The organism is Rheinheimera sp. SA_1 (assembly GCF_001669775.1).
GTDB lineage: Bacteria > Pseudomonadota > Gammaproteobacteria > Enterobacterales > Alteromonadaceae > Pararheinheimera.
The window spans coordinates 1-21,092 of record NZ_LXWK01000021.1 but is presented as its reverse complement, the minus strand read 5'-3'; the positions used below and the strand labels follow the sequence as shown (position 1 = coordinate 21,092).

The window sequence follows — 21,092 nt, the reverse complement described above, 5'->3', positions numbered from 1 at the left end:
TTGCTTTCGGATCAGCTTTTGTAGACACCGGAGAACCCATGCTGAAGTACGACCACATTTTGTTTGATGCCGATGACACCTTATTTCATTTTGACGCTTTTAGTGGCTTACAACAGATGTTCGGCCGTTATCAGCTGCCCTTTGATCAGGATGAATTTCAGCGTTATCAACGAGTCAATATGCCGCTGTGGCAGCAATATCAGGATGGACAGATCAGCGCCACCGATTTGCAACAGCGCCGGTTTGAGCCTTATGCTGCGACACTTAACATTAGCGCTTTACAGCTGAACAATGACTTCCTCCAGACCATGGCGACGATCTGCACTTTGCTACCGGGCGCCCGCGAATTATTGGATTTTCTCAAAGGCAAAGCCCGGCTTGGTATTATCACCAATGGTTTTACTGCGATGCAACAAGCCAGACTGGAACATTGTGGGGTCGCTGATTTATTTGATCCGATGGTGATTTCCGAACAAGTCGGCGTCGCCAAACCGGATCCGAAAATCTTCCTGCATGCCTTTCGCCATCTTGGTGAACCGGATAAATCCCGGATCCTGATGGTCGGCGATAATCCGCATTCAGATGTCCTTGGTGCCCAAAACGCCGGAATCCACAGCTGCTGGCTGAATACCACAGCACAGCCACTACCCGCCGGCATTTCACCGACCTATCAAATAGCCTCGTTGTTTGAATTACCCGCGCTATTACACGGAGTTTCAGTGCGCTGAGATTTATTTTGCCCATCAGCGCGAGATATGGCCTAAGAAGTTGTCGTTGACTTGCCACCCGACGAAGCCTCGTCTTGACAAGAAATCAACTGGATCCAATCTTTACTGGCAATGCCTAGCTCTTCAGCCGCCTGATAAAACTGCTGACATTGCACAGCGTTAGGCGTTTTACTTCGGGCTAATAACCAGCCATAACTTAAATCCGGCCCCACCACCAACGCCATGCTGTAGTCCGGCGTTAATTTAACAATGTTGTAGGCACCGTAAAAAGGTCCGAAAAACGACACTTTTAGTCGTCCTTGATCCGGCGTATCGACAAATTTCGCCACCCCTTCTGCTTCTTGCCACTCGCTTTCTGCTTCCGAGTAACCACGATTGAGCACCTTGACCGTACCGTCCGCATTCAGACTGTATTCGGCGCTGACCTGGGTTAAACCGCGTTCAAAACGGTGATCCAATCTGGCCACTTCATGCCAGGTGCCCAGATAAGAAGGTAAATCAAAGGGCTTAACAACGGTCACGCCTTCAGGCACGCCAGTACAAGCGGCAAGTACACCACTGCAGATAACTGCCAATAGCCATTTTTTCATTCGAAACTCCGCTGAGGTTGGTTAGTGCACATACGGTGGCGGCAGACTTTTGTATCATTCTGGATAAAAGTACAATGCCGTAGGTGTGGAACAGTATGCGCTGCATGAATGATTAAACCTGTGTTTTGTTGCGGCATCACCAACGGTAGAGCAAAGTGTCCTTTAACTTTATTGCTCGTAAAAACAGCAATTTAGGAATTTAACTAAAATAGCCCTTGAATATCGTTAATTAACGATATATATTTCGATTAATCGCGATGTAAGGATATATTGAGTTTGGGCCCAAACTGAGTAGATAACCGATGAGTAATAACGAACTGGACGAAATGATTAAAGCGCTGTCGCACCCAATAAGGCGCGACATCCTGAACTGGCTGAAACAGCCGGACCTGTATTTTGCCGATCAGGAACACCCGCTGTCGTTTGGCGTCTGTGCCGGCAAAATTGATCAAAAAACCGGGCTGTCACAGTCCACCGTTTCGAACCATCTGGCGATTTTGCAACGCGCTGGTTTTATCAGCAGCAAAAAAGTCGGGCAATGGAATTTTTTCTCCCGCAATGAAGCTGCGGTGCAAGCGTTTTTAGAGCAAATGCAGCAGCAACTTTAGCCGGGTTTAAACCACCTAATGTTGAGCACTGAAATGATGAATACAGTCAATTTGTTTGATCCCATTCAACTGGGCGATTTAACCGCAAAAAACCGCATTATCATGGCGCCGTTAACCCGTTGTCGCGCCAGTGCTGGCCGGGTGCCGAATGCACTGATGGCTGACTATTATCGCCAGCGCGCCACTGCCGGGCTGATCCTAACTGAAGCCACCTCAGTGACGCCGATGGGTGTTGGTTACCCGGATACACCAGGTATTTGGTCGGACGAACAAGTCGCTGGCTGGAAAGGCGTGACCGAAGCGGTGCATCAGCAAGGTGGATTGATTTTCCTGCAACTGTGGCATGTCGGCCGGGTGTCTGACCCGTTTTATTTAGATGGCGCACAGCCGGTGGCACCAAGTGCGGTGAAACCTGCAGGCCATGTCAGTTTAATGCGGCCAATGAAAGATTTTGAAACACCACGGGCTTTGACCCTTGCCGAAATTCAGCAGGTGGTTGACGCCTACCGTCAAGGTGCTATCAATGCCAAAGCTGCCGGTTTTGACGGTGTGCACGTGCACGGTGCTAACGGATATTTGCTTGACCAGTTCCTGCAAGACAGCACCAATCAACGCACCGACAACTATGGTGGTTCACTGGAAAATCGCGCTCGCTTAATGCTGGAAGTAACAGACGCCTGTATTGAAGTTTGGGGCAAAGATCGGGTGGCGGTGCATTTGGCGCCAAGAATGGACGCGCATGATATGGGCGACAGCAATCCTGCTGAGACTTTTGGATATGTTGCCCGTGAGCTTGGTGCGCGTAAGATTGCCTTTATTTCAACCCGCGAACATGCGGCGGATAACAGCTTAACGCCGATGCTGAAACAACAATTTGGTGGCGTCGTCATTGCCAACGAGCAGTTCAGCAAAGCGCAGGCCAACCAATGGCTGGCCGAAGGCAAAGCTGATGCAGTCGCGTTTGGTGTGCCCTTTATCGCGAATCCGGATTTACCACGCCGGTTGGAACTAGACGCAGCATTAAATGCGCCGCGCAAAGAGCTGTTTTACGCCGCAGGCGCCGAAGGTTATACCGACTATCCGGCACTCGCATAATTCAGGTTGCTGGCACCACTGACAACAGTGGTGCCGTTCTGCTTTTTGCCCAATGCTAAATTAGAAACATTTACTCGTCAGACGACCATTAAAAAATTCCCTGCTATCCTTTTGAACAGCAACATAAAGTTATCTGTGTTCAAGGAGCCGTTACCGCATGGCAGCACTATCAACCCCTGGTTTCAGACTAAAACTGACCGGCAAATTGCTGGTGGTGATTACGGTGATCCTGGTTAGTTGTCAGCTGCTGATGTCGGGCTTTTATTGGGTAACTAACTCGCAAAAGCTGCAACAAGCCCATCAACAACGTCTGCAGCAATTACAAATCACCATCGGCCAAACCATCGCCATTGATGTCTGGAACTTTAACCCAGGAACGCTGGAAGTACTGCTCAAACCTTATTTGAATGACCCGGCCATCCAAGCCATTATCGTTCGCGATATGCAACAGAATCAACTGATCTTACCCCGCACCGCCGGCAACCCGGCACCGGTCACCTCACGCAGCAGCCAGCCATTGTTTCTGACCATTGCCGGCAACAACGAGCAAATCGGTCAGTTGCAAATCATCGACGACCTTGCGTACATCCACCAGGAACTGCGGCAAAACCTGCAACGCCAGTTCACAGAACTTTTAATTATGCTGGTGTTACTGGGCATCGGCCTGACCTTCACTTTGCACCTTTTGGTACTGCGGCCGTTATGCAAATTGCATCATGCGCTGATGGAAGCTATTCAAAATAAATCCGAAACGGTACAAAACCCGTTGCTTGGTTTGCACGATGAATTTGAAGAAGTTGCTGCAGGTATGGTGGCGTTATCGGATCGGTTATCTGGCGATATGCAGCAAATTCTGCAGTCCAGAACTGCGCTGATTGCCGCCAAGGAAAAAACCGAACAAGCACTGCTGGACCTGAAACAGACTCAAGAAGCTTTGTTGCAGTCAGAAAAACAAGCCTCGTTAGGCGCGTTGGTTTCAGGTGTGGCGCATGAGGTAAATACACCGCTCGGAATTATCGTCACCAGCATCACTTGCATGCATGAACAACTGCGGCGCATTCATCAGGATATGACCGTTGGCAAACTGACGAAGCAGGTGTTGCAGGACAATGTCAGCTCACTGCTGGAAGCGGCTGAATTAATTACACACAACGCCGACCGTGCTTCGCAATTGGTTTCCAATTTCAAGTTATTAGCCAAAGAGCAAAGTACCGAAGCCGAACGGAGCTTTGATTTGTCTGCATATTTAACTGAAGTATTGCAAAGTCTGCAGCCGCAACTGACCAAAGCCGGTATTGAATTACAAGCGCAAATTCTACCAAACATTAGTCTGGTGAGTATGCCGGGCTTGTTTCATCAGTTGATGTCAGCGATGGTGTCGAATGTGATTCAACATGCCTATCCGCATGGCAAAAGTGGCTTTTGCCGGGTTGAATTATACCGGCAGGATCAATGGTTAATCCTGGCCTGTAGCGACGGTGGTCATGGCATTGACCCTGAACAACAAAAACATGTGTTTGACCCTTTTTACACCACGCAATTAGGCGCGGGCACCAGTGGCTTAGGACTGGCGATTGTGCACCGTATCGTGCGTTCGAATTTACACGGCCACATCAGTGTGCATAGTCAGCCACCGGAGGGAACCCGCTTTGAAATCCAAATCCCGGCTTAACCATCAGCTCTGTGTATTGTTCGTGGGCTGTTGTATGTGGCTACCGGCACAAGCGCAGCAACCGGTGTCGGTCAATGGTTTTGGCTCAGTGCGGCTGGGAGAATTACTACCCTCCAAAGACAATCCGCAGTTGGTGGAGTTTTACAACGAAGATGGCCTCAGCTTTGCCGACGACACCTTGTTTGGCTTACAACTGCAGGCAGAACTCGATACCGATCTGAGTTACACCCTGCAACTGCTCAGCAAAGCGGTGGAAGACTATGATCCGGACGTTAGTCTGGCGTTTGTCCGTTATCAGCTTGATCCCAATCATCAGATCAAATTCGGCCGGCTGGCCGTGCCATTGTTTGCCCAGTCAGATATTCAATATGTAGGTTACAGCCATGATTATTCGCGCTTACCTAAGGCGATGTATTACCGTTTTGACTTTGAAGTCGCCGACGGTCTGGCTTTTGAAGGCCAGCAAATTATCCAGGATTTCAGTCTTAAGTATGTAATGCAACTAACTGAATTTAGTGGAAATGTATTTAAAAACCAGGGCTCTGGCGGGATCCCGATCAAGCTGCATCAAATGAAGAACCTGCGCCTTGAACTGGCCTATCAGCAATTACAATTGTTTGCCGGGGGTGTACGGGCTGACACCGAGGGCGATCAGTTAAACGTACAGTTGCTGGAACCGTTGCGACCAGCTTTGCAAGCATCTGGGGCAAGTCCGGAGGCGCAGCAGCAATTTATGGCGGCGCTAAATTTTAATAAAGACGCCGAATATGCCTTTTGGGGATTACGCTGGCAGTATCAGGCTTGGAAACTGGAGGCAGAACGCTCCCGCTATGGCATCACCGAGAGCGCAGATGTGTTGAATACCGCTGAGTATCTCGCCTTATCCTATCGGTTTGACCGGTTTATCGTGACTTTGCATCAGGAGAAACTAGCTGAAAATCCGGAAAATGTGCAATGGTTACAACAAGTAACAGCGCCAAAACTACGCCAAATCGGCCTCAATTTTTCAAAAAACGTCAATAACAATACGTACCGGATGCAGGTATTGTCGTGGCGATACGATTTACAGCCGGGGGTCGCGTTAAAAGCTGACATTTTCAGTGGCAAGCACCAGCTTGATCGCGTGGGACGGTTTAACGGTTTTTCACTGGGGGTGGATTTTGTGTTCTGACCGCGTCCGCCGCCTTTTAATGCTGGTTTTGTTCAGCGGCTGCTGGTCATTTATGCTGGCCAAGCCGCTGCATGCTGCCGACTTTGTGGTGGTGGTACACAAAGACAACCGAAGTGAGATTACACAGCAACTGCTGATGCAGCTGTATCTGAAAAAAACCGCGGCATTCGCTGATGGTAAAGCCGCGACACTGCTACATTTACCGCGATCGTCAGCCGAACATCAGCAATTTTGCCTGGAACTTCTAAATCTTACCGCCCATCAATATCAATCGTACTGGTCGCGGCTGGTGTTTACCGGTAACGCCAGTAACCTGCAATTTGCCAACGCCGACAGCATTTTACAGCAGGTACAGCAAAATCCGGCGGCCATTGCTTATCTGCCGGCAGATACCGCGTTGTCCGGCGTCCGCCAGCTGGGCTTTTTGCGCGATGGTCAATGGCGGGATGCGCCGGTAACTTACTAGAACACCCTAGAGCAGCAGATCCAGCAAAGTTCGCACTCACTACTAAAACTTCAGACTTCAGGCAAACGCAGTAGAGTTTGCTAAAGTAAAGCATCGACCGAAAATTGCAGTACTGTAGGAAAGCAGGCATTTAGCCGCTTTGTGCGGCGCCAGTGAGGTCACTATGCAGCTCCTGATCCGTTTTGGACTGTTGTTTTTGCTAGGGATTGGCGCCACAGGACACTCCATGACCAACCAGATGTGGTTATTGCTGAACAATAACAGCGATAGTCGCGATGGACGTGGTGATGTTGATATTCAAATTCTGAGTCTGTTGCAACAAGTGGCAGCACCGGAACTGCAGATAGAGCCAATGCGGCTGGGAGATGCCCGCAGTTGGTTGCTGCTGCGCCAGCATCCTAATTATTGCGCAATGAGTAAGATCTGGACGCCGGAACGGGCAGAATTTCTGCACTTTTCAGCCAGCCCGACCTCGGTATACCCACCGCTGCTGCTGGTCAGTGACCGTCAATTCGGCAGCGAATCCATCGATTTTCAAAGGCTGCTGCAACAACAGCCAAAACTTAAAATCGGTCTGGTGCAAGGGCGTAGTTATGGTGAAAATCTTGATGCATTGGTGAAGCAGTTTCCGAAGAATTTCTACCAGCGAGGTGGCGAATTTGCTGCCGAAACTTTACTACAAATGCTAAGTAAACAGCGACTTGACGCCATTGTTGAATTCGCCGCCACCGTACGTAGCCATGAACAACAAGTAGCACAAGCTGGCGAGTTTATCCGGCACCGGCTGCAATCTCAGCCGGTGATCAAAGGTTTTCTGGTCTGCCACAAAAGCCCGGCAGGTCAGTTGCTGATTGATATTGTTAATCAGAAAATGCAGTTACCACAGTACCGCAACACGGTGTTCAAACTGCATCAGGACTATTTTGATGCTGAAGACTTTGCCCTGATTAGCAACGACTTGCAGCAGATATTTAGCCCTCAGCTGACCGATCTATAAATGATTTTTCAGCACCGCCAGAATACGGCGCGTCAGCCACATCAGTAGCAAACCCAACACTGTCGCCACCGGCACCAATGCGATACCCAGCAATTCCTGCTCTGGTGGGAAAGGCTCGGACATAAAGCCAATCGTCAGACTGTTGCCCTCTGACATTGCCCACACACCCACTGCGTCCGGCGTGATGAGCTTAGCGCCCGCCAGAAACAATAAGCAAAACGAGATCATAAAACCAAACACCGCCATGCCGTAGTACAAACTGGCGGTCACGCCATACTTCACCCGCTGAATGGCTCGAAAGCCCAGTGGCGGTGGCGCACCGTCAGCTATATGTGCAACATACTGCGCGGCTAATTGGCGCGGTTCACCAAAGCCTTGCAAAATGCTCGCTGCATCAGCGGGTTGTCCGGCGGCTTCGCGTTGCTCGATTAAATCAAAAATATGGCTTTCGATTTCCCGAATCACTTCTTTGGCTTCTGCTGGGCTTAACCTTGCCAGATAACTTTGTAAGGTATTGAGATACTGATGAATAATTTGTTGTTCCATCTCAGACTCCTGTGACTTTGATTGGATCCGGCCCCGGATGAGCCAGTAAATATTCGATATCCTGCACCGATTGGCGCCACAAACCGGTTAAATCGCCAAGCTTGCTCAGGCCAGTAGCTGTGAGGCTGTAGTATTTACGTGGTCTGATATCACCTTCCTGCACCCACTGTGCCTCGAGCAATTCCTCGCGCTTTAACCGGTCAAGCAATGGATACAAAGTGCCTTCGGTGATCGCGGTGGACTTAAAACTCTGCAATACCTTCAGCAATTCCAGCCCGTATAAAGTGCGGTGTTGCAACGCCGCCAGGATCACCAGTTCCAGCGAGCCTTTGCGAAGTTGCACTTCCCATTTTTCCTGTGTTTTGTCATCGGTAGTCATTGGCAACCCATCGGTTGAATTAAGGGAGTCATTTCGAAATCCAGAATACTTTGCAATACATAGTATGGTGTTAACCATACCCATTAAACTTTGCAAGCGCAAGTCCATTCCGGCACATTAGGTACAAATTCGCATAAAAAAACCGCAAACAATGTCAGGTGACGCTGCGCTAGAGTGCAGCAACCGGTCGAAGCCAACATGTGGCACCCAAGGAGTAAGGAACCCGATGAAAGTACAAACGTCGATGCAGTATCAGCAACGCTTTCAGCGAGTGATTGATTATATTTATCAGCACCTTAGCGAAGACTTAACGTTGGAGCAGCTGGCAGAGCAAGCCTGGATGTCGCCGTGGCACTTTCATCGTACCTACCGCTTGTTGGCAGAGGAACCGGTCAACATGACAGTCCGGCGGCTACGGCTGCAATCGGCAGCAGGCCAGCTGTTACGCAGTGAGTTGTCACTGCTGCAGATAGCACGCCAGTTGCGGTATAGCAGCGCTGAAGCGCTGAGCCGGGCTTTTCGTAAACAATATGGCGTCAGTCCGCAGCTGTACAAGCAACAGCACCGTCATCAGCTGACAGCTGACGCCAGCGTTGAGGAGTTTAAAAACATGATGTTACAACCCAGTGCTCAGCCTGATCTGCAGGCGTATCCGATTGAAATTCAACCATTTGACACTATATCGCTGATTGGACTGCCGCATCAGGGCGACTATCTTGGCATCGGCCAGACCTTCGACAAACTGGCCATGCTGGCCGGCGCTGCGGGTTTACTCGGACAACACAGTCGTTTTTTCGGTCTGTATTACGATGACCCGTTAACAGTACCCGCCAAAGACCAGCGGGCACTGGCCTGTGTCAGTGTGCCTGCGGATACAAAACTCAATCCGTCGCAACCAGGTGCCGGCCAACTGCAATATCTGACACTACCGCAAGGTACCACCGTCAGTTTGCTGTTTCAGGGTGATTACGCCCAGTTGGAGCAACCCTACAATTGGCTGTTTGGCCAGTGGTTGCCGCATAGTGGTGAAGAGTTAGCGGATTTTCCGCCCTTCGAAGAATATCTGAATGATGTCAAAGACACGCCGCCAGCAGAGCTGTTGACGCAAATGCGTTGTTACTTAAAGCGGTAAAAACGCTTGACGCGTCATCCTGCTTGCAAGAAAAAACCCCGCGAAAACTGCGGGGTTTGTTATCAGTTGCAGGCTGCTTAACCGGGCGAAATTGATGCAGAACTTGCAGGTTCTGGTGATCAACCTTCAGCTCAGTTGAGGCTGACGGCGACGGGCAGTTAAACCCAAACCAAGCAAGCCTAAAGCAAACACACCAAGGGTACCTGGTGCAGAAACATCCAACTGTTCAGCGTTAATTAAAAAGCCAAACTGCGCTTTGTTTTCCTGGCCTTCAATGGTCTGAAAACCAAGACAACCAGCTTGTGCACCAGCGATCGCACAGGCAGCTGCACTTAATAAGTTCAGCGACTGAGTGGTTTCGATCAGATTGATGGTGTATTTAAAACCATCGTAAACAAACGAGGTTTGTAAATCTTCCTGGTTGATGATAACAAAAATGTCATCACATGAACTGACGCTGGTAAAACCACAGCTGGTGTTTGAGCCGTTGTTTGGCGTTTCTTTGAAGCGGATATCAAAGTTTAATACTTTTGCCGGAAAGGTCGGCCCCATTTCTGGTGCAAATGGTTTTAAGGTTAACGATGTGCGCAGAGTGGCACTTTGCAGGGTCTGAAAACCAGCGGTTAACACGTTATTATGGTGGGTAATACTGTTGGTTAATGCAGCAGCAGTATCGCCGGTGGTGGCAAAAGCGGTGTTGGCCATCTCATCAAGGACTAAGGCACTACGATTCAGCGAGCCGCCACCTTCGTAGTTACCACCAGTAGCACCCCAGCTGATGACTTTGTCTTCGACGACGGTTGTACCATTACCGCCACTAAATACCACCGGACTTTCCCAATCTGAACTGGCGAAATATTCCCAGGTGGTGACGAGGCCAGCGGTAGCGCTCAGAGGCGACAAAGCAGCAGCAAGTACCGAGGCAATTATAAGTTTACGCATTTCACACTCCATGTTTAGTTGAATTATTCAGACTAAAAACTTCAGTCCGACCTGCTATGGCAAGTTGTATGCCAGCGAATCAACTACTTGAATTTGTTCCTTAATTATGGAAAGTGAATATTTATGCTGTATAGGAAATAGACACTGCAGTACCCATATTTTCGAATACATCCTCATAAACAGTCGCTGGTTCCAGGCGATAGACTGCACTGCATCACGCTGACCCACTCGCCTTCGTATAACTCTCGATGATGCAGCTGCCAGCCGAGTTTTTCATAAAACAACTGCTGATCTTCGGTAAACAGATACAACACCGGCACACCACGCTCTCTGGCTTGCTGCATCAGTTGCAGCACCAAAGCGCGCCCTAACCCTTGGCCGCGATTTTCTGGACGCAGGAAAATGTTGGCAAGCCAAGGACTGAGCTGGTGATTGGTATTCATATCCCGCAGCAACAGCGAGCCCGTGCCGCAAATATTATTGTGCTCATCAAGCAGCAACCAGGTTTGCGGGATATGGTCACCATCCAATGACTCTGCCAGCTCAGCAGCAAAATCCGCCTGCGTTCTCTCGGGAAACAGCGCATGCCATTCGTCGAAATGCCATTGGGCGATTTGCGGGATGGCTTGGGGATGATTTTTTAAATTTGTGAGTTGCATTGTGGATAGATCTAAGAACGTATTTTGCACTAGATTGAATAACATACAGCAACAGTATTCAAATCTACATAAAAATCACCTATGAAAAGCCGGCTTTGCCACAATTTTGTAGGGTGACAAAATAGTTTGAAATGTATTCTCAAGGCTCAATAGTCCACCATCTATAAAGTGACAAAGTAATCCTAACCTAAAACTCTTACATGCCCTCTAAGTTCATGCCTCTAGGAAATCTGCGTCTAGTGAACTGCATGCTCGTTTTCTCTATCAAAAACAGTGATATCCAGAAATCAGTTCCCTAATTGAGCACAGGATCAGCGCCATCGAGCAGCTGCTTTTACCAAAAGCGGACACATCACACTCTGGAGCTGGCAAACACTGACCGATGCAATAACTGAACAAAAAATTTGATTATTTGGATGACTTTGCTACTTTTTAAGGCTGCTAAGTCAACTAGAATATTGATTCCGCTATATGTCGAATTGTTAATAGTACATTAACTGGTGTTTCGAATGGATTCGTCACATACAGGTGGTGCTATGGCCTTTAATTACATTAGTTTTTTTGGTTTAAATTTCCAGCTTGTCAGCAACAATTACAGGCTGATCCCCCCCATCCCTTCATTTGTCAAAAGTATTGCGCCTGACATTTCGCCCAGCAACGGCCCGTCAGATAACGTCGACATAAAGCGACTTTATATCGAGACAAACTATGGCGTTAAAATATGGTTTGCTTGCCCATTTCCGGTTAAGTTCGGCGGACAATTTTCTAATCAATTAAAACGGAGTGTCGGTACACCACAGGACATTCTGAACAATACAAGTGTAAAATTCGAGCTAGGACTTACGTCGACGAATAATGATCCCACTGGTTTAGATGTTGACATTGGGCCATTCAAATTCGGTGCGTCCGGCGGAAAAGTTTCAATTGAAGACAGTGAAAATGGCTTACGGGACTTTTGGGTCAGCACAAATGCCAATGAGGCATTGTTAGAGCATCCCCAATTACCAGTGGCAATTCAAATAAATAGTCATGGAAAATTCAGACTTTTTAATGAGTCCAACACTCGGTTAATCATTCAGTTTAGGCATATACCTTTTTCATTAGCTACCAAGTTAGGTATTCAAAATAGCTTATTGAAGCTTTGGCATATCCATCAGCAGGATTTGGATGTTGAGCATATTCTGAGTGGGGTGAACCTCAGGTTTGTTCAAGACAAGAGGTACCCAAACCCACTTTACCTTCACCCCTTTTTAAAGAGTGACCAGAAAGGCGTTAACCATACGGTCGCGGCTGTCGGACTCGACTGTGCTGCATTAGAGCTACACCTAGCACGCAACAATAACCTGAATAGTCCTCTTAAAATTGAGTCGCTCAAAGCTTTTCCAACCGGTGACAGAAGTCTGCATACTTATGGGCTCGTGGCTAACAATCGTGACGGCTATCATCGTTGGCATATCAGTAAGCCGGTTGAATTGGCCATTCGAGTAGCGGAACAAAATGACTATCATGGACTACTGCTCAGGACTCAAAGCAAATCATTGTCAGCTAAAAAAGTCTATCTAGAAGCTTACATTCTTGGGATACGAAGAGAAGTAAAGTTGTCTACTGATGGAAACGCAGAAATAAGCTTTAGTAATCAACTAGGCAGCAGTTCGCAAAACGACCATGTAGCTCAGGCTATTAACATACAAGTTACCAGCCCTTACTTTACTGACAATTTGAAAACCATTGCTATCAACCGCCCGGGTATCGCAATGTCGGTAAACGGCAGTGATGTAAATTGCTGGCAATTTAGGACACCAACTGATGAGCACAAAGTGTGCTTCCCTTTGTGTCCTGACGAAGCCATGATGTCGAGTACTGGCAATATTGTTACGGCGCTGCATGAACTTTGCAATCAAACCTATCGACAACTTTTCAGCGACAATGCTGCTGTTACTCACGAAAGCAATCTACTAATAGACGGTGTAGACCCTGAAACGAATCAGATGTCTAAACCTAGCCTCAAGCAATTGTTCAGAGGTGTAAATTTACAGTCGCCTCAATTTCACATTTCCGGGCTACCCGAATCAAGTGTCATGGCCGCCCCTGGACTTGGCGTCCACATCAACAAATATAATTTTGGAAATTATGTTATTACAAAAACTTGGCAAGACGGCCAAGTGCCAGAATATATACCGATAATTGCAGACAAAAATGGAAAAATTACTGACAACACAAAGGCAGTGCTCAGCAAAGGCTTTGCCATGGATCCTGACCACTCCGGGGATACGCAGAATATATCTGTTTCATCACTTACCCTTACTGATGGTTTAGCGATTCAAGGTTCAGAATTACACATTGTCGGTGTGGTAAAGCTTGGAAAAGAAACATCTTTACTGGATATTCTGCAGCAAGAAAAGGTGCTTCCTGTTTTGATAAGCGCTCCGGATGGAGGACTAAGAACGCAACTGCCTCACAAATTACAGTCTGCATCGTGGACGGGGTTAATTCTATTTCAACAAGCATTAGATATTTCAAAGTTTGAGCTATTAGAAAGCTTGCTTCCGAGCGGTTTTCAATTGAAGTTGCGCTTTGTCGCAGTGTCTCCTGACAGAGGATCTCATTTCTCGACGTATGGCCTGGTCGCTTGGCAAAATCCTGAACTCGGAACGCCGTCTGCTGAGCCTTCTATTGATTCAAGCGAAGAATTATTGGTGCAAATGGCTCAGGTCGAAATAACTTGGATTGCTCGAAAACTCACCCGCTTTATGACCAAAACCCTAATAAACTTCCGTTCATTTACCGGTGCGCGGAAAACAAAAACAGAAACAAATACGACATTCACGCGCATCGACGTAATTGGAAGCATTGATCAGGAAACTGAGGAAATTCGCTTTTTAGCTCAAGCAAACGAACCAATCACCTTGTTGGATAAAAACGGACCAGGGGTGGGACCACTCAAACAGGTGTACATCAAACAAGTTGAAGTGACACGAAATGGAAATCAAACCCGTTTTAATGTTGATGGAGATGTAGATCTCCAGCCTTTTGAATTGTCCGGTGCCGGAAATTGGGATTTTGATAAAGGAGATAAGATTCGCTTTGGAGGACTTAAGTTTAGTTTTTTGGATAATTTAAAGCTCAAAGGTAATTGGCTAAGTATGGATTATCCGAGTCTTCAATTTGAATTCGCCAAGGGTTGGAAAATTGCAGATTTTGGTTCTTTCAATCTTGATCTGAAACGTATTGGCTTCGATACCGCTGACTCTACATTTGATTGGGGTAACCTTTTACCCGTACTTGAAAATCCTTGGACTCGGCCAGCTATGAGACTGGGCTTACAACTCAACTTAGGCAAGCTTCCTCTTCTTTCCGAAAACCCGTTCAAAGAACTGATTTTCGACTTTGAATTGGCGTTACCTTTTGAAGAGAACGGCGGTTCATTAGATTTTACCAAAATAGATTGGTCAAAATGTCGCCTCTATCTTCGGGCGCTTGGGTTTAATAAGTTAAATCTCAAGCTCATGAGGTTTTTGGAAATTTCAGCTGAGGTCGTGTCGCTCGAAAATAAAAGTGGTAGTACCCTCTGGCTTTATCTCCAAAAACTGAGGTTAAAAATCCTAAATACGACCCTGATCGATGATTTCACTTTTGGTCATTACTGGTCAGATTCACAGAAAGGCTTCATCGGTTTGTTGGAAAATGAGAATTTGCCAAGCTTTTCTCTAATCACAATTGACTGGCTGCTGGTAGGTCGGAACCTCCGGCTTAACGGAAATGACAATGATGATTTGCTCAAAGCAATCGTTTCCGTTGAACCGTGTGAAACGTCACTGAAGAATAAAATACATGAAGCTTACAAAACCAACGCTTTGATACCCAGCAATGCAGAGCATATAGGGGAATGGGTGTTTGCTGCAGGCTTTAGGATGTTCGATGAATTCCTTATCGGAAAATTCTTGGTTCACGATGGTGCGTATTACGGCCTGGCCATTGAGGGACCTTTCCTTAAGAAGTGGTTTGGGTATGAATTAGCTATCTCGGTTCTTTACATCATCAAGGATCGTCCGGAAGAGGATATGTTCCGGTTATCGCTGCGTGTGCCTAGCGTCAGCTTGGGAGGCATAGCGTTCAATGGTGGTGTGATTGTCATTGAAGTACAAATGAATGGCGGTTTCCTACTAGATATGGGGTATCCATGGCTAGCAAACAATGGTGAGCGACAGTGGGAGAGAGGCTTCGGTGTAATGCTGTCTGGCTTGATGGGAAGAGGCGGTAGCTTTATTGCGAAGCGTTCTAGCGTTCGAATTAAGGAAATAAACGGCGAAAAACCAGGCAAGCTTACTCTTCTCGAAGGCGGCATGGCGGCCATGGTGGGTATTGGTGGTGACTTCAGAAGTGGGCCGCTTCGAGTAACTGTATATGCCGGGATTTATTATACCTGTGAAGGTAGCTTACTGTTCTTCACTCCAAGCAGCAGTAAAAGTCGGTTAGATTTGGTTGGTTTACGTTTATCTGGCGCAATCGGGATCCAAGCACGTGGTATCGCCGAGTTAGATTGGTGGATCATTTCAATACGAGTCGAGGTAGTTGCCGGTGCAGAAGCAAGACTTACCCTTTTCTGGGGAGCATTAGAGCACCATCAACCAGGCTCATCAGATCTCCCTGCTGATATAAATGGGGCTCAGAACCGCATTGGTGTCAGAGTCGATTTCGTTCTATACGCCAGGGTCAGTGCCAGAGCTTGTATTGGAAGCGGCTGGTTGAAAGTTTGCAAGGGGATCTCGGTCGGCATCTCATTACCGTACCAAACCACTCTTTACTTATCATAATATAGGGACATAGCTATGCCGACTCAAGTCATTCTGGCACTGGATATCTTTCCACATAATTGGCTAAAGAACGAAAGGAATCTTTGGATAGGTATCCAGCCCTATATTAACGGTTCACCACTAGACGTAGCGAACTGGATGAAAAGTGGTACCAATATCTTCGATGCAAGCGATTCTCAATTTCGCATCGCAGTACCTGGCGCTATAAATGACACGGCTATACCTGTGCTACTTCCAAGTGATGTATCCGTCAAATTACAGCTAATGGCTGATGATGACAGTGTAATAATTGAGCGCGCTGTTGATAGAACTGCACACTGTCTTCTAATTCAACCAGAGCGGCTCAGGCAATTAAATAGATTCTCTGAGGAACGCGACATTAATGAGAGTTTGACAGGTATCGGCGAAGCTAAGTCATATCCTCGGGTTTTCGCCACGCAGTTGTTACAAAGCTTAACGGTAAAAAATGGGATAGCCACGAGCGCCGACAGTATTGATCCACTAACTGCCAATCAATTGGCTGAGCATTTAACATTGAAGTTCGAACTTGGGCAAACCCAAAAGTATGATGCTTCCTGTTTTAAAAACTTAGGAAAGCCGTTTGATGTGCCCGTTCGAACAAATCCAGCTGATATGGGTGACGATGAGGTTTTAGCGACAAACACCCATTATTTACTGGGGCAGTTGATTTCACTCGGTGGGAATATTGATCAGCTAACCCGTGTTCGTACACTAAAAATTTTCCTTAATGGTCAAGAATGTCCTATTTCCGATCCCCAGGGTACCATTGGTCGAATCTTCTCTACCATTTCTGATACTTATTCTATGGGGGATTTCAGCCAATCGCTCGATTGGTCGAATAAACTGGCCAAACGCATCAATGCAAAAGAGCAAGGAGATCACTTTTCCGCTGAAAGGCTATCCCCCATAGACCGGTTCGTATGGAGACTTGGTTCAAAGGAAATATCAGCATCTACTGAAGGTAGTTCTGGTCATAGCGTGAGATGGAAAGCGCTCGAAAGACTCGATATTAGGGAGAAATCGGGAGTCGCAGATTCGCTGTTAATTGACCCGGATTTACAGAAAATCAACGTTACGCCAGCTCTGGCAATAGATGTAAAAATATCACGTTATCGCAATACCCCAGAGGTTCTAGCTGATAGCTCTGATCGTTTTCCAATTAACAGTATGGTCGTGGAAATTGAGCCGACAGGCGCAGACAGAACCAAATTTGAAGCCTTGATGCGCAATCAACAAGGATTGATTGAAAGTGCCATTCTTCTCTCTCTTTCGGTAAAAGTTAAAGAAGCGAGTAATCTGGAGCGCAATATCGATTATCAAATTACTCCGCATTCTTATTTGTATGCTGAATTCCCCTGGGATACGAAGAAAGTGTTGTTGGCTTTTTTTGATACAGAAAAGGAGAAATCTACTTTCGGAATTCCCAATAACGTTACGTTCAATTTCAATCAATTTGTTTATCAAAACGCGGTGATGCTTCTGCCACTGAAGCATACGTTTACTTTACAAAGAGTAGGCGTCGATCCAAGTAATAGCCTTCAACACTACATTGACCGGAGAGATCCGTTCGGCCCTCGCTGGGAGTATTGGCATGACGGCTCAGTCCCTGATTTACCTGACTTTGATGCACTTTTATGCGAACACCTCGACACAAAATTTGACCAGCTAGGCTGTGACCTTGGACAGCTCATATTCTCCGTATTTCATAATGACAAATATGATTATGAGCTTGCACAAAGCGCCCGAAGGTTGGAAGCGTTAATCCATGCACAGTTCATCAACATTCGGGAGACAGACACTGATGACCCTTCTACTTACGATTTTGACCAGGTTGTCATTGAGGACAAAACTAACCACAACCAGCTCAATATTTTAGAACATGTAAAAGATTACACTATTTCCCAAGCCGGTATTGAGAGTAAGCCGAGAACTATACATCGCAATGATGGCAGTGCAATTCCCAGTATCAAAGAAGTGACTTTCCAACACCCTTCCAGCATCAAAAAAAATCTCACATATGCTTTCTTTGGAGCGTTAAAAGACACCACATCGGCACAGCAGTCAAGTGTTGATTACTCGATTCAACGGAATGTCATAGAGCAAATCGGACGAACCGAATTTTCAGTGAGAGATTTTTACCTGGATGTCTATGAAAACATAGGCGACGGTCGGTCGATCTCCTTTAATATCGAGCACACCTATGGCTCTTGTATATTGGAACAAAAGGTTGATGGTGTTCCGAATCCTATAGACGAACCCATATTGCTGGCGACAGATGTGGCATATATAGATACAACACAGGAGCCCGTTCTGGAGCCCATACGTCTGCTGGAAGTATCGTTGGAACAAACCAATGACATAGAAACTATTACTGTACATCTTAACAAGCAAATGTTGGACCCTGCGTGGGTGGATAATGATGTAACAATAGCCCGTCCAAGTGAGTCAGATACACGTAAATCCCTAACCCACATTCAAGCATGGCAGGCATTCGCGGAAATGTATTATGCTGAATCAGTATCGCTGGTTGCAGAGTGCTACACTTTCAATGCCCATCAGTCAGATGTGGCAACACTGAAAAATCCGATCCAGCAAGGATTAGTCAGAAAAGATCTGCAAATAGTAGGTGCCAATTTAGCCCTCAAAAACATGATTGAGAAAGTCTTTCTTGAACTCCCTAATGCAAATAATGGTTTTACAATTCCGACTAGAGCTAATTTGTCCGGTACGTTCAATGCAATACGTTTTCGGTTGGAAGTAACACGACCTGATCACTTCATCCCAACCGATGATGTCAATCAATGGGAAATCCACAAGCGTTTAGCTAAATTGCCGCCTGAAAGTATCGAACACTTATATTCGCTGGATGGGCCTGCAACCGTCAGGTTAACAAGTGAGACTATTGTTAATCAGATTGGTCATTTTCTCAACAATCTGAAACTACGAATTGGCTATATACATCCTAGAGTAAATGACCAGGATAAAGAACGTAATCAGCAGTATTCTGCTCTGCTTGGAGATGGGCAGACGCCACAATTTGCAGTGCCGAACAATAACGCCTGGATCGTTCCATCAGAAATCAGGACAGAACAGGGGGAAATAGATCTAGCTTATTGCCCAATCGGAATTATTCCGATCGCGAATGATCCTTATCTTAAGCAGAATACATCTGTCACTATCCGCCGTTTCTATGAAGCCATACAAAGTGTCATTGATTTTGAGCAGTATGGATGGTTTAAACAAGACGCTGAGGGATTGTCTAAACGGGTGGCCGGATTGCTAGAAGACAAGCTCGGGACAAAATACTTGGATTTAGTTGCAGCTGCAGCGAATAAATTTAAGCCAATCCCAGATCCAAATGCTGCTCCGGAAGATTTAGTCTCACCAGTAAGGGCGCTTGCGAGAGAAAGTCAAACTCCAGAAAATCCTCTTTTTCAGGCTGTGCGTCGAAATGTTTCTGATATGTTGACTAAACAGCCTGTGTTATTTAGCTCGTTAAAAGCGCTTGGTTTGGTTGAAGCCATAAGCGTAGACGGTCAGGCTATCAGACAAGATTTTCATAACCTGTATTTAAATCGCAATATAGATGAGAAAAGTCAATTTGTAGAAGCTGTGTTCTTGCCAGAAAAGCTTGTTCGGCGAAGCAAGTTACGATTTACATTTCTAGAACAACTTGATGATTCGCTGTATGACAACGGATTTTCGTTCAAAGCGTTTCACGGCGAAACAGTAGAACGGGTATTCGAGCAACAACCGGTAGGCATAGATAAGAGTGAGTACAAGATACATACCAAAAATAATAAATACTATGTACCGATGGGAGAACCACTACCTCTTCATGAAGCAAACGTTAGATTGGCATCTCGTCGACCCGTTCAAAATCCCATTCTAGGGAGTGTTCGTCAAACACAGATAGCTGAGGATTTGTCTGATAAGTACTTGTCACTTACAGATACTCTCGCTGCGCGATTGCGAATATATGATGTAAAGCAAAGTGAGACTGATTTAGAGCCTCAGAAACATAGTATCGGTTTGTCTTCTGGTAAATTGGACAAGATCATTGTAACAGCAGTTTTTAAAGTCAATGGAGATGAGGAAAGTAGCAATCTTGGGGAGAACGATGCATTTATTAACGATGCTTTTTATGTCTTGGTATCGGACCAAAAACCTGAAGCTGAACTACAAAAAATCCACAAAGTTCCAGAAAAATTTGCGGAACTAGTAGCTCGATTACAGAGTGACACACCTTTATCGTTGCCAACCTTGGCCGAAGGGAAGGAAGGGGCATCACTAGTTGATCTCGTGTTTGACACTGAAAATCTTGAATACTGCACTGGAATCGTCAGCCAACCACCGCTTCAACGAAAGATGCCAGACAATAATCTGATTCAAAAGACCTTCGGAATCCAATCTCGGGGAGACAAACTTGAGATAGTTGAACTTCCGAATTTCATGACCGGTGTACCTAAGTATCCAATAAGCGTTTATTTATTTAAAAACAATGCGCAAGATACTGTGTTGTGGGTAGAGGCCGAAGTTCCTATATGGCAGGCAAAGTACGTCTCACTGGTCCAATCAAGGAATCAAGCTGGTAAAGGTGATCTCCAACAAAAAATCTTTGCGCCTGAATTTGCCACTATTAGTCAGGCAGTGGGTGATGCTGTTGACCGGATAACCAGATATGCACACTTAAGGGATACGTTCTTGGGGGTAGAATTGGACAATGGAACAAAGACGCCTATGGTGTTCGTCCAGGAAGTATTGGGACAATTTATCGATGATTTGAATAACTTCTTTGCAGGAAAGGTGAATATTTTAAACATCACCATTAAAGAGGATAGCTCTAGTTCATTCCCATCAAACACATCAGAATCACACTCGCTGCAAGTTTTTAATGGGTCATTTGCAGTGAAACTGTATCAGCTGACTGAGCAGGATTGGGACTCTGAAAATGCCAAAATAAAATGGTTCCCGGATCTAAGCTTGGTAACCCGATGGAGAATTGACTTTGAATGGCGTGATCCAAGCACAAATGATGAATTGCTTCGTATAGAGGATGTACCGGTGTTACTTAAGTAAGGATGTGTTTGTAACTAAGTGGCATAAGCTCGAGGTGGTTCCAATTTGGTTGAACCGAGGTGACTCGGTAATCCTCCCATTTTTAACCGAAGTTAAAAGTAGAGTTTATGCAGCCATCAATGGCGGCTTTCCGCCATTGGCTTTGTGCGGTCGTTCATGATTGTAAAACCATAACCATTTTGTGGCATAGTCC

16 protein-coding genes are annotated in these 21,092 nt (G+C 46.3%); 10 read left to right on the top strand and 6 right to left on the bottom strand.

Annotation, left to right across the window (positions count from 1 at the left end; all coding sequences use genetic code 11):
• The first annotated feature begins 38 nt into the window (after nt 1-38).
• On the top strand, nt 39-728 hold the full coding sequence (yjjG, locus tag A5320_RS20635) for a pyrimidine 5'-nucleotidase (RefSeq protein ID WP_231916801.1): 690 nt from the start codon (nt 39-41) through the stop codon (nt 726-728).
• A 32-nt stretch (nt 729-760) separates the two neighbouring features.
• Here yjjG and A5320_RS20630 read toward each other — a convergent pair whose 3' ends face one another.
• Nucleotides 761-1,318: a lipocalin family protein gene (locus A5320_RS20630; protein WP_068069737.1), complete on the bottom strand. Its 558-nt coding sequence runs from the start codon at nt 1,316-1,318 to the stop codon at nt 761-763.
• 302 nt (nt 1,319-1,620) lie between these two features.
• Here A5320_RS20630 and A5320_RS20625 point away from each other — a divergent pair, with 302 nt between their 5' ends.
• The 6 genes from A5320_RS20625 to A5320_RS20600 all read left to right on the top strand — a co-directional run bounded on the left by A5320_RS20625 (nt 1,621) and on the right by A5320_RS20600 (nt 7,327).
• Nucleotides 1,621-1,926: an ArsR/SmtB family transcription factor gene (locus A5320_RS20625; protein WP_068069735.1), complete on the top strand. Its 306-nt coding sequence runs from the start codon at nt 1,621-1,623 to the stop codon at nt 1,924-1,926.
• 33 nt (nt 1,927-1,959) lie between these two features.
• Complete coding sequence (locus A5320_RS20620) at nt 1,960-3,021, top strand: alkene reductase (protein WP_231916800.1); 1,062 nt, start codon at nt 1,960-1,962, stop codon at nt 3,019-3,021.
• Nucleotides 3,022-3,178: 157 nt separating this feature from the next.
• Nucleotides 3,179-4,693 carry a sensor histidine kinase gene (locus A5320_RS20615; protein ID WP_068069733.1) on the top strand — a complete coding sequence of 505 codons (1,515 nt, stop codon included), beginning with the start codon at nt 3,179-3,181 and terminating at the stop codon, nt 4,691-4,693.
• Nucleotides 4,671-5,864 carry a hypothetical protein gene (locus A5320_RS20610; protein ID WP_157606168.1) on the top strand — a complete coding sequence of 398 codons (1,194 nt, stop codon included), beginning with the start codon at nt 4,671-4,673 and terminating at the stop codon, nt 5,862-5,864. Before A5320_RS20615 ends, A5320_RS20610 begins: the two co-directional genes overlap by 23 nt.
• 19 nt (nt 5,865-5,883) lie before the next feature.
• On the top strand, nt 5,884-6,330 hold the full coding sequence (locus A5320_RS20605) for a hypothetical protein (protein ID WP_068069729.1): 447 nt from the start codon (nt 5,884-5,886) through the stop codon (nt 6,328-6,330).
• A 226-nt stretch (nt 6,331-6,556) separates the two neighbouring features.
• Nucleotides 6,557-7,327: a hypothetical protein gene (locus A5320_RS20600; RefSeq protein ID WP_157606165.1), complete on the top strand. Its 771-nt coding sequence runs from the start codon at nt 6,557-6,559 to the stop codon at nt 7,325-7,327.
• On the opposite strand, the gene A5320_RS20595 is transcribed toward A5320_RS20600, so the two are convergent.
• Both A5320_RS20595 and A5320_RS20590 read right to left on the bottom strand, forming a co-directional pair.
• A complete protein-coding gene (locus A5320_RS20595) occupies nt 7,322-7,873 on the bottom strand; it encodes an HAAS signaling domain-containing protein (protein WP_068069725.1) in 552 nt (183 codons plus the stop codon). The genes A5320_RS20600 and A5320_RS20595 overlap by 6 nt on opposite strands.
• Nucleotide 7,874: 1 nt before the next feature.
• Entirely contained in the window at nt 7,875-8,252 is a 378-nt protein-coding gene (locus A5320_RS20590) for a PadR family transcriptional regulator (protein ID WP_068069723.1), read from the bottom strand.
• Nucleotides 8,253-8,478: 226 nt separating this feature from the next.
• Between A5320_RS20590 and A5320_RS20585 the strand changes: the two genes are divergently transcribed.
• Nucleotides 8,479-9,384 carry an AraC family transcriptional regulator gene (locus tag A5320_RS20585; RefSeq protein WP_068069721.1) on the top strand — a complete coding sequence of 302 codons (906 nt, stop codon included), beginning with the start codon at nt 8,479-8,481 and terminating at the stop codon, nt 9,382-9,384.
• 126 nt (nt 9,385-9,510) lie between these two features.
• Here A5320_RS20585 and A5320_RS20580 read toward each other — a convergent pair whose 3' ends face one another.
• Nucleotides 9,511-10,326: a THxN family PEP-CTERM protein gene (locus tag A5320_RS20580; RefSeq protein ID WP_068069720.1), complete on the bottom strand. Its 816-nt coding sequence runs from the start codon at nt 10,324-10,326 to the stop codon at nt 9,511-9,513.
• 173 nt (nt 10,327-10,499) lie between these two features.
• Entirely contained in the window at nt 10,500-10,985 is a 486-nt protein-coding gene (locus A5320_RS20575; RefSeq protein WP_082971955.1) for a GNAT family N-acetyltransferase, read from the bottom strand.
• Between the two features lie 509 nt (nt 10,986-11,494).
• Between A5320_RS20575 and A5320_RS20570 the strand changes: the two genes are divergently transcribed.
• Both A5320_RS20570 and A5320_RS20565 read left to right on the top strand, forming a co-directional pair.
• Entirely contained in the window at nt 11,495-15,799 is a 4,305-nt protein-coding gene (locus tag A5320_RS20570; RefSeq protein WP_157606162.1) for a hypothetical protein, read from the top strand.
• A gap of 15 nt (nt 15,800-15,814) precedes the next feature.
• Nucleotides 15,815-20,899 (top strand): hypothetical protein, encoded by a 5,085-nt coding sequence (locus A5320_RS20565; protein WP_068069714.1) that lies wholly within the window; start codon nt 15,815-15,817, stop codon nt 20,897-20,899.
• A 105-nt stretch (nt 20,900-21,004) separates the two neighbouring features.
• Here the strand turns inward: A5320_RS20565 and A5320_RS22075 are convergent.
• Nucleotides 21,005-21,092, bottom strand: an 88-nt coding sequence (locus A5320_RS22075) for an integrase core domain-containing protein (RefSeq protein WP_147291831.1), incomplete at its 5' end; no start/stop codon positions are given.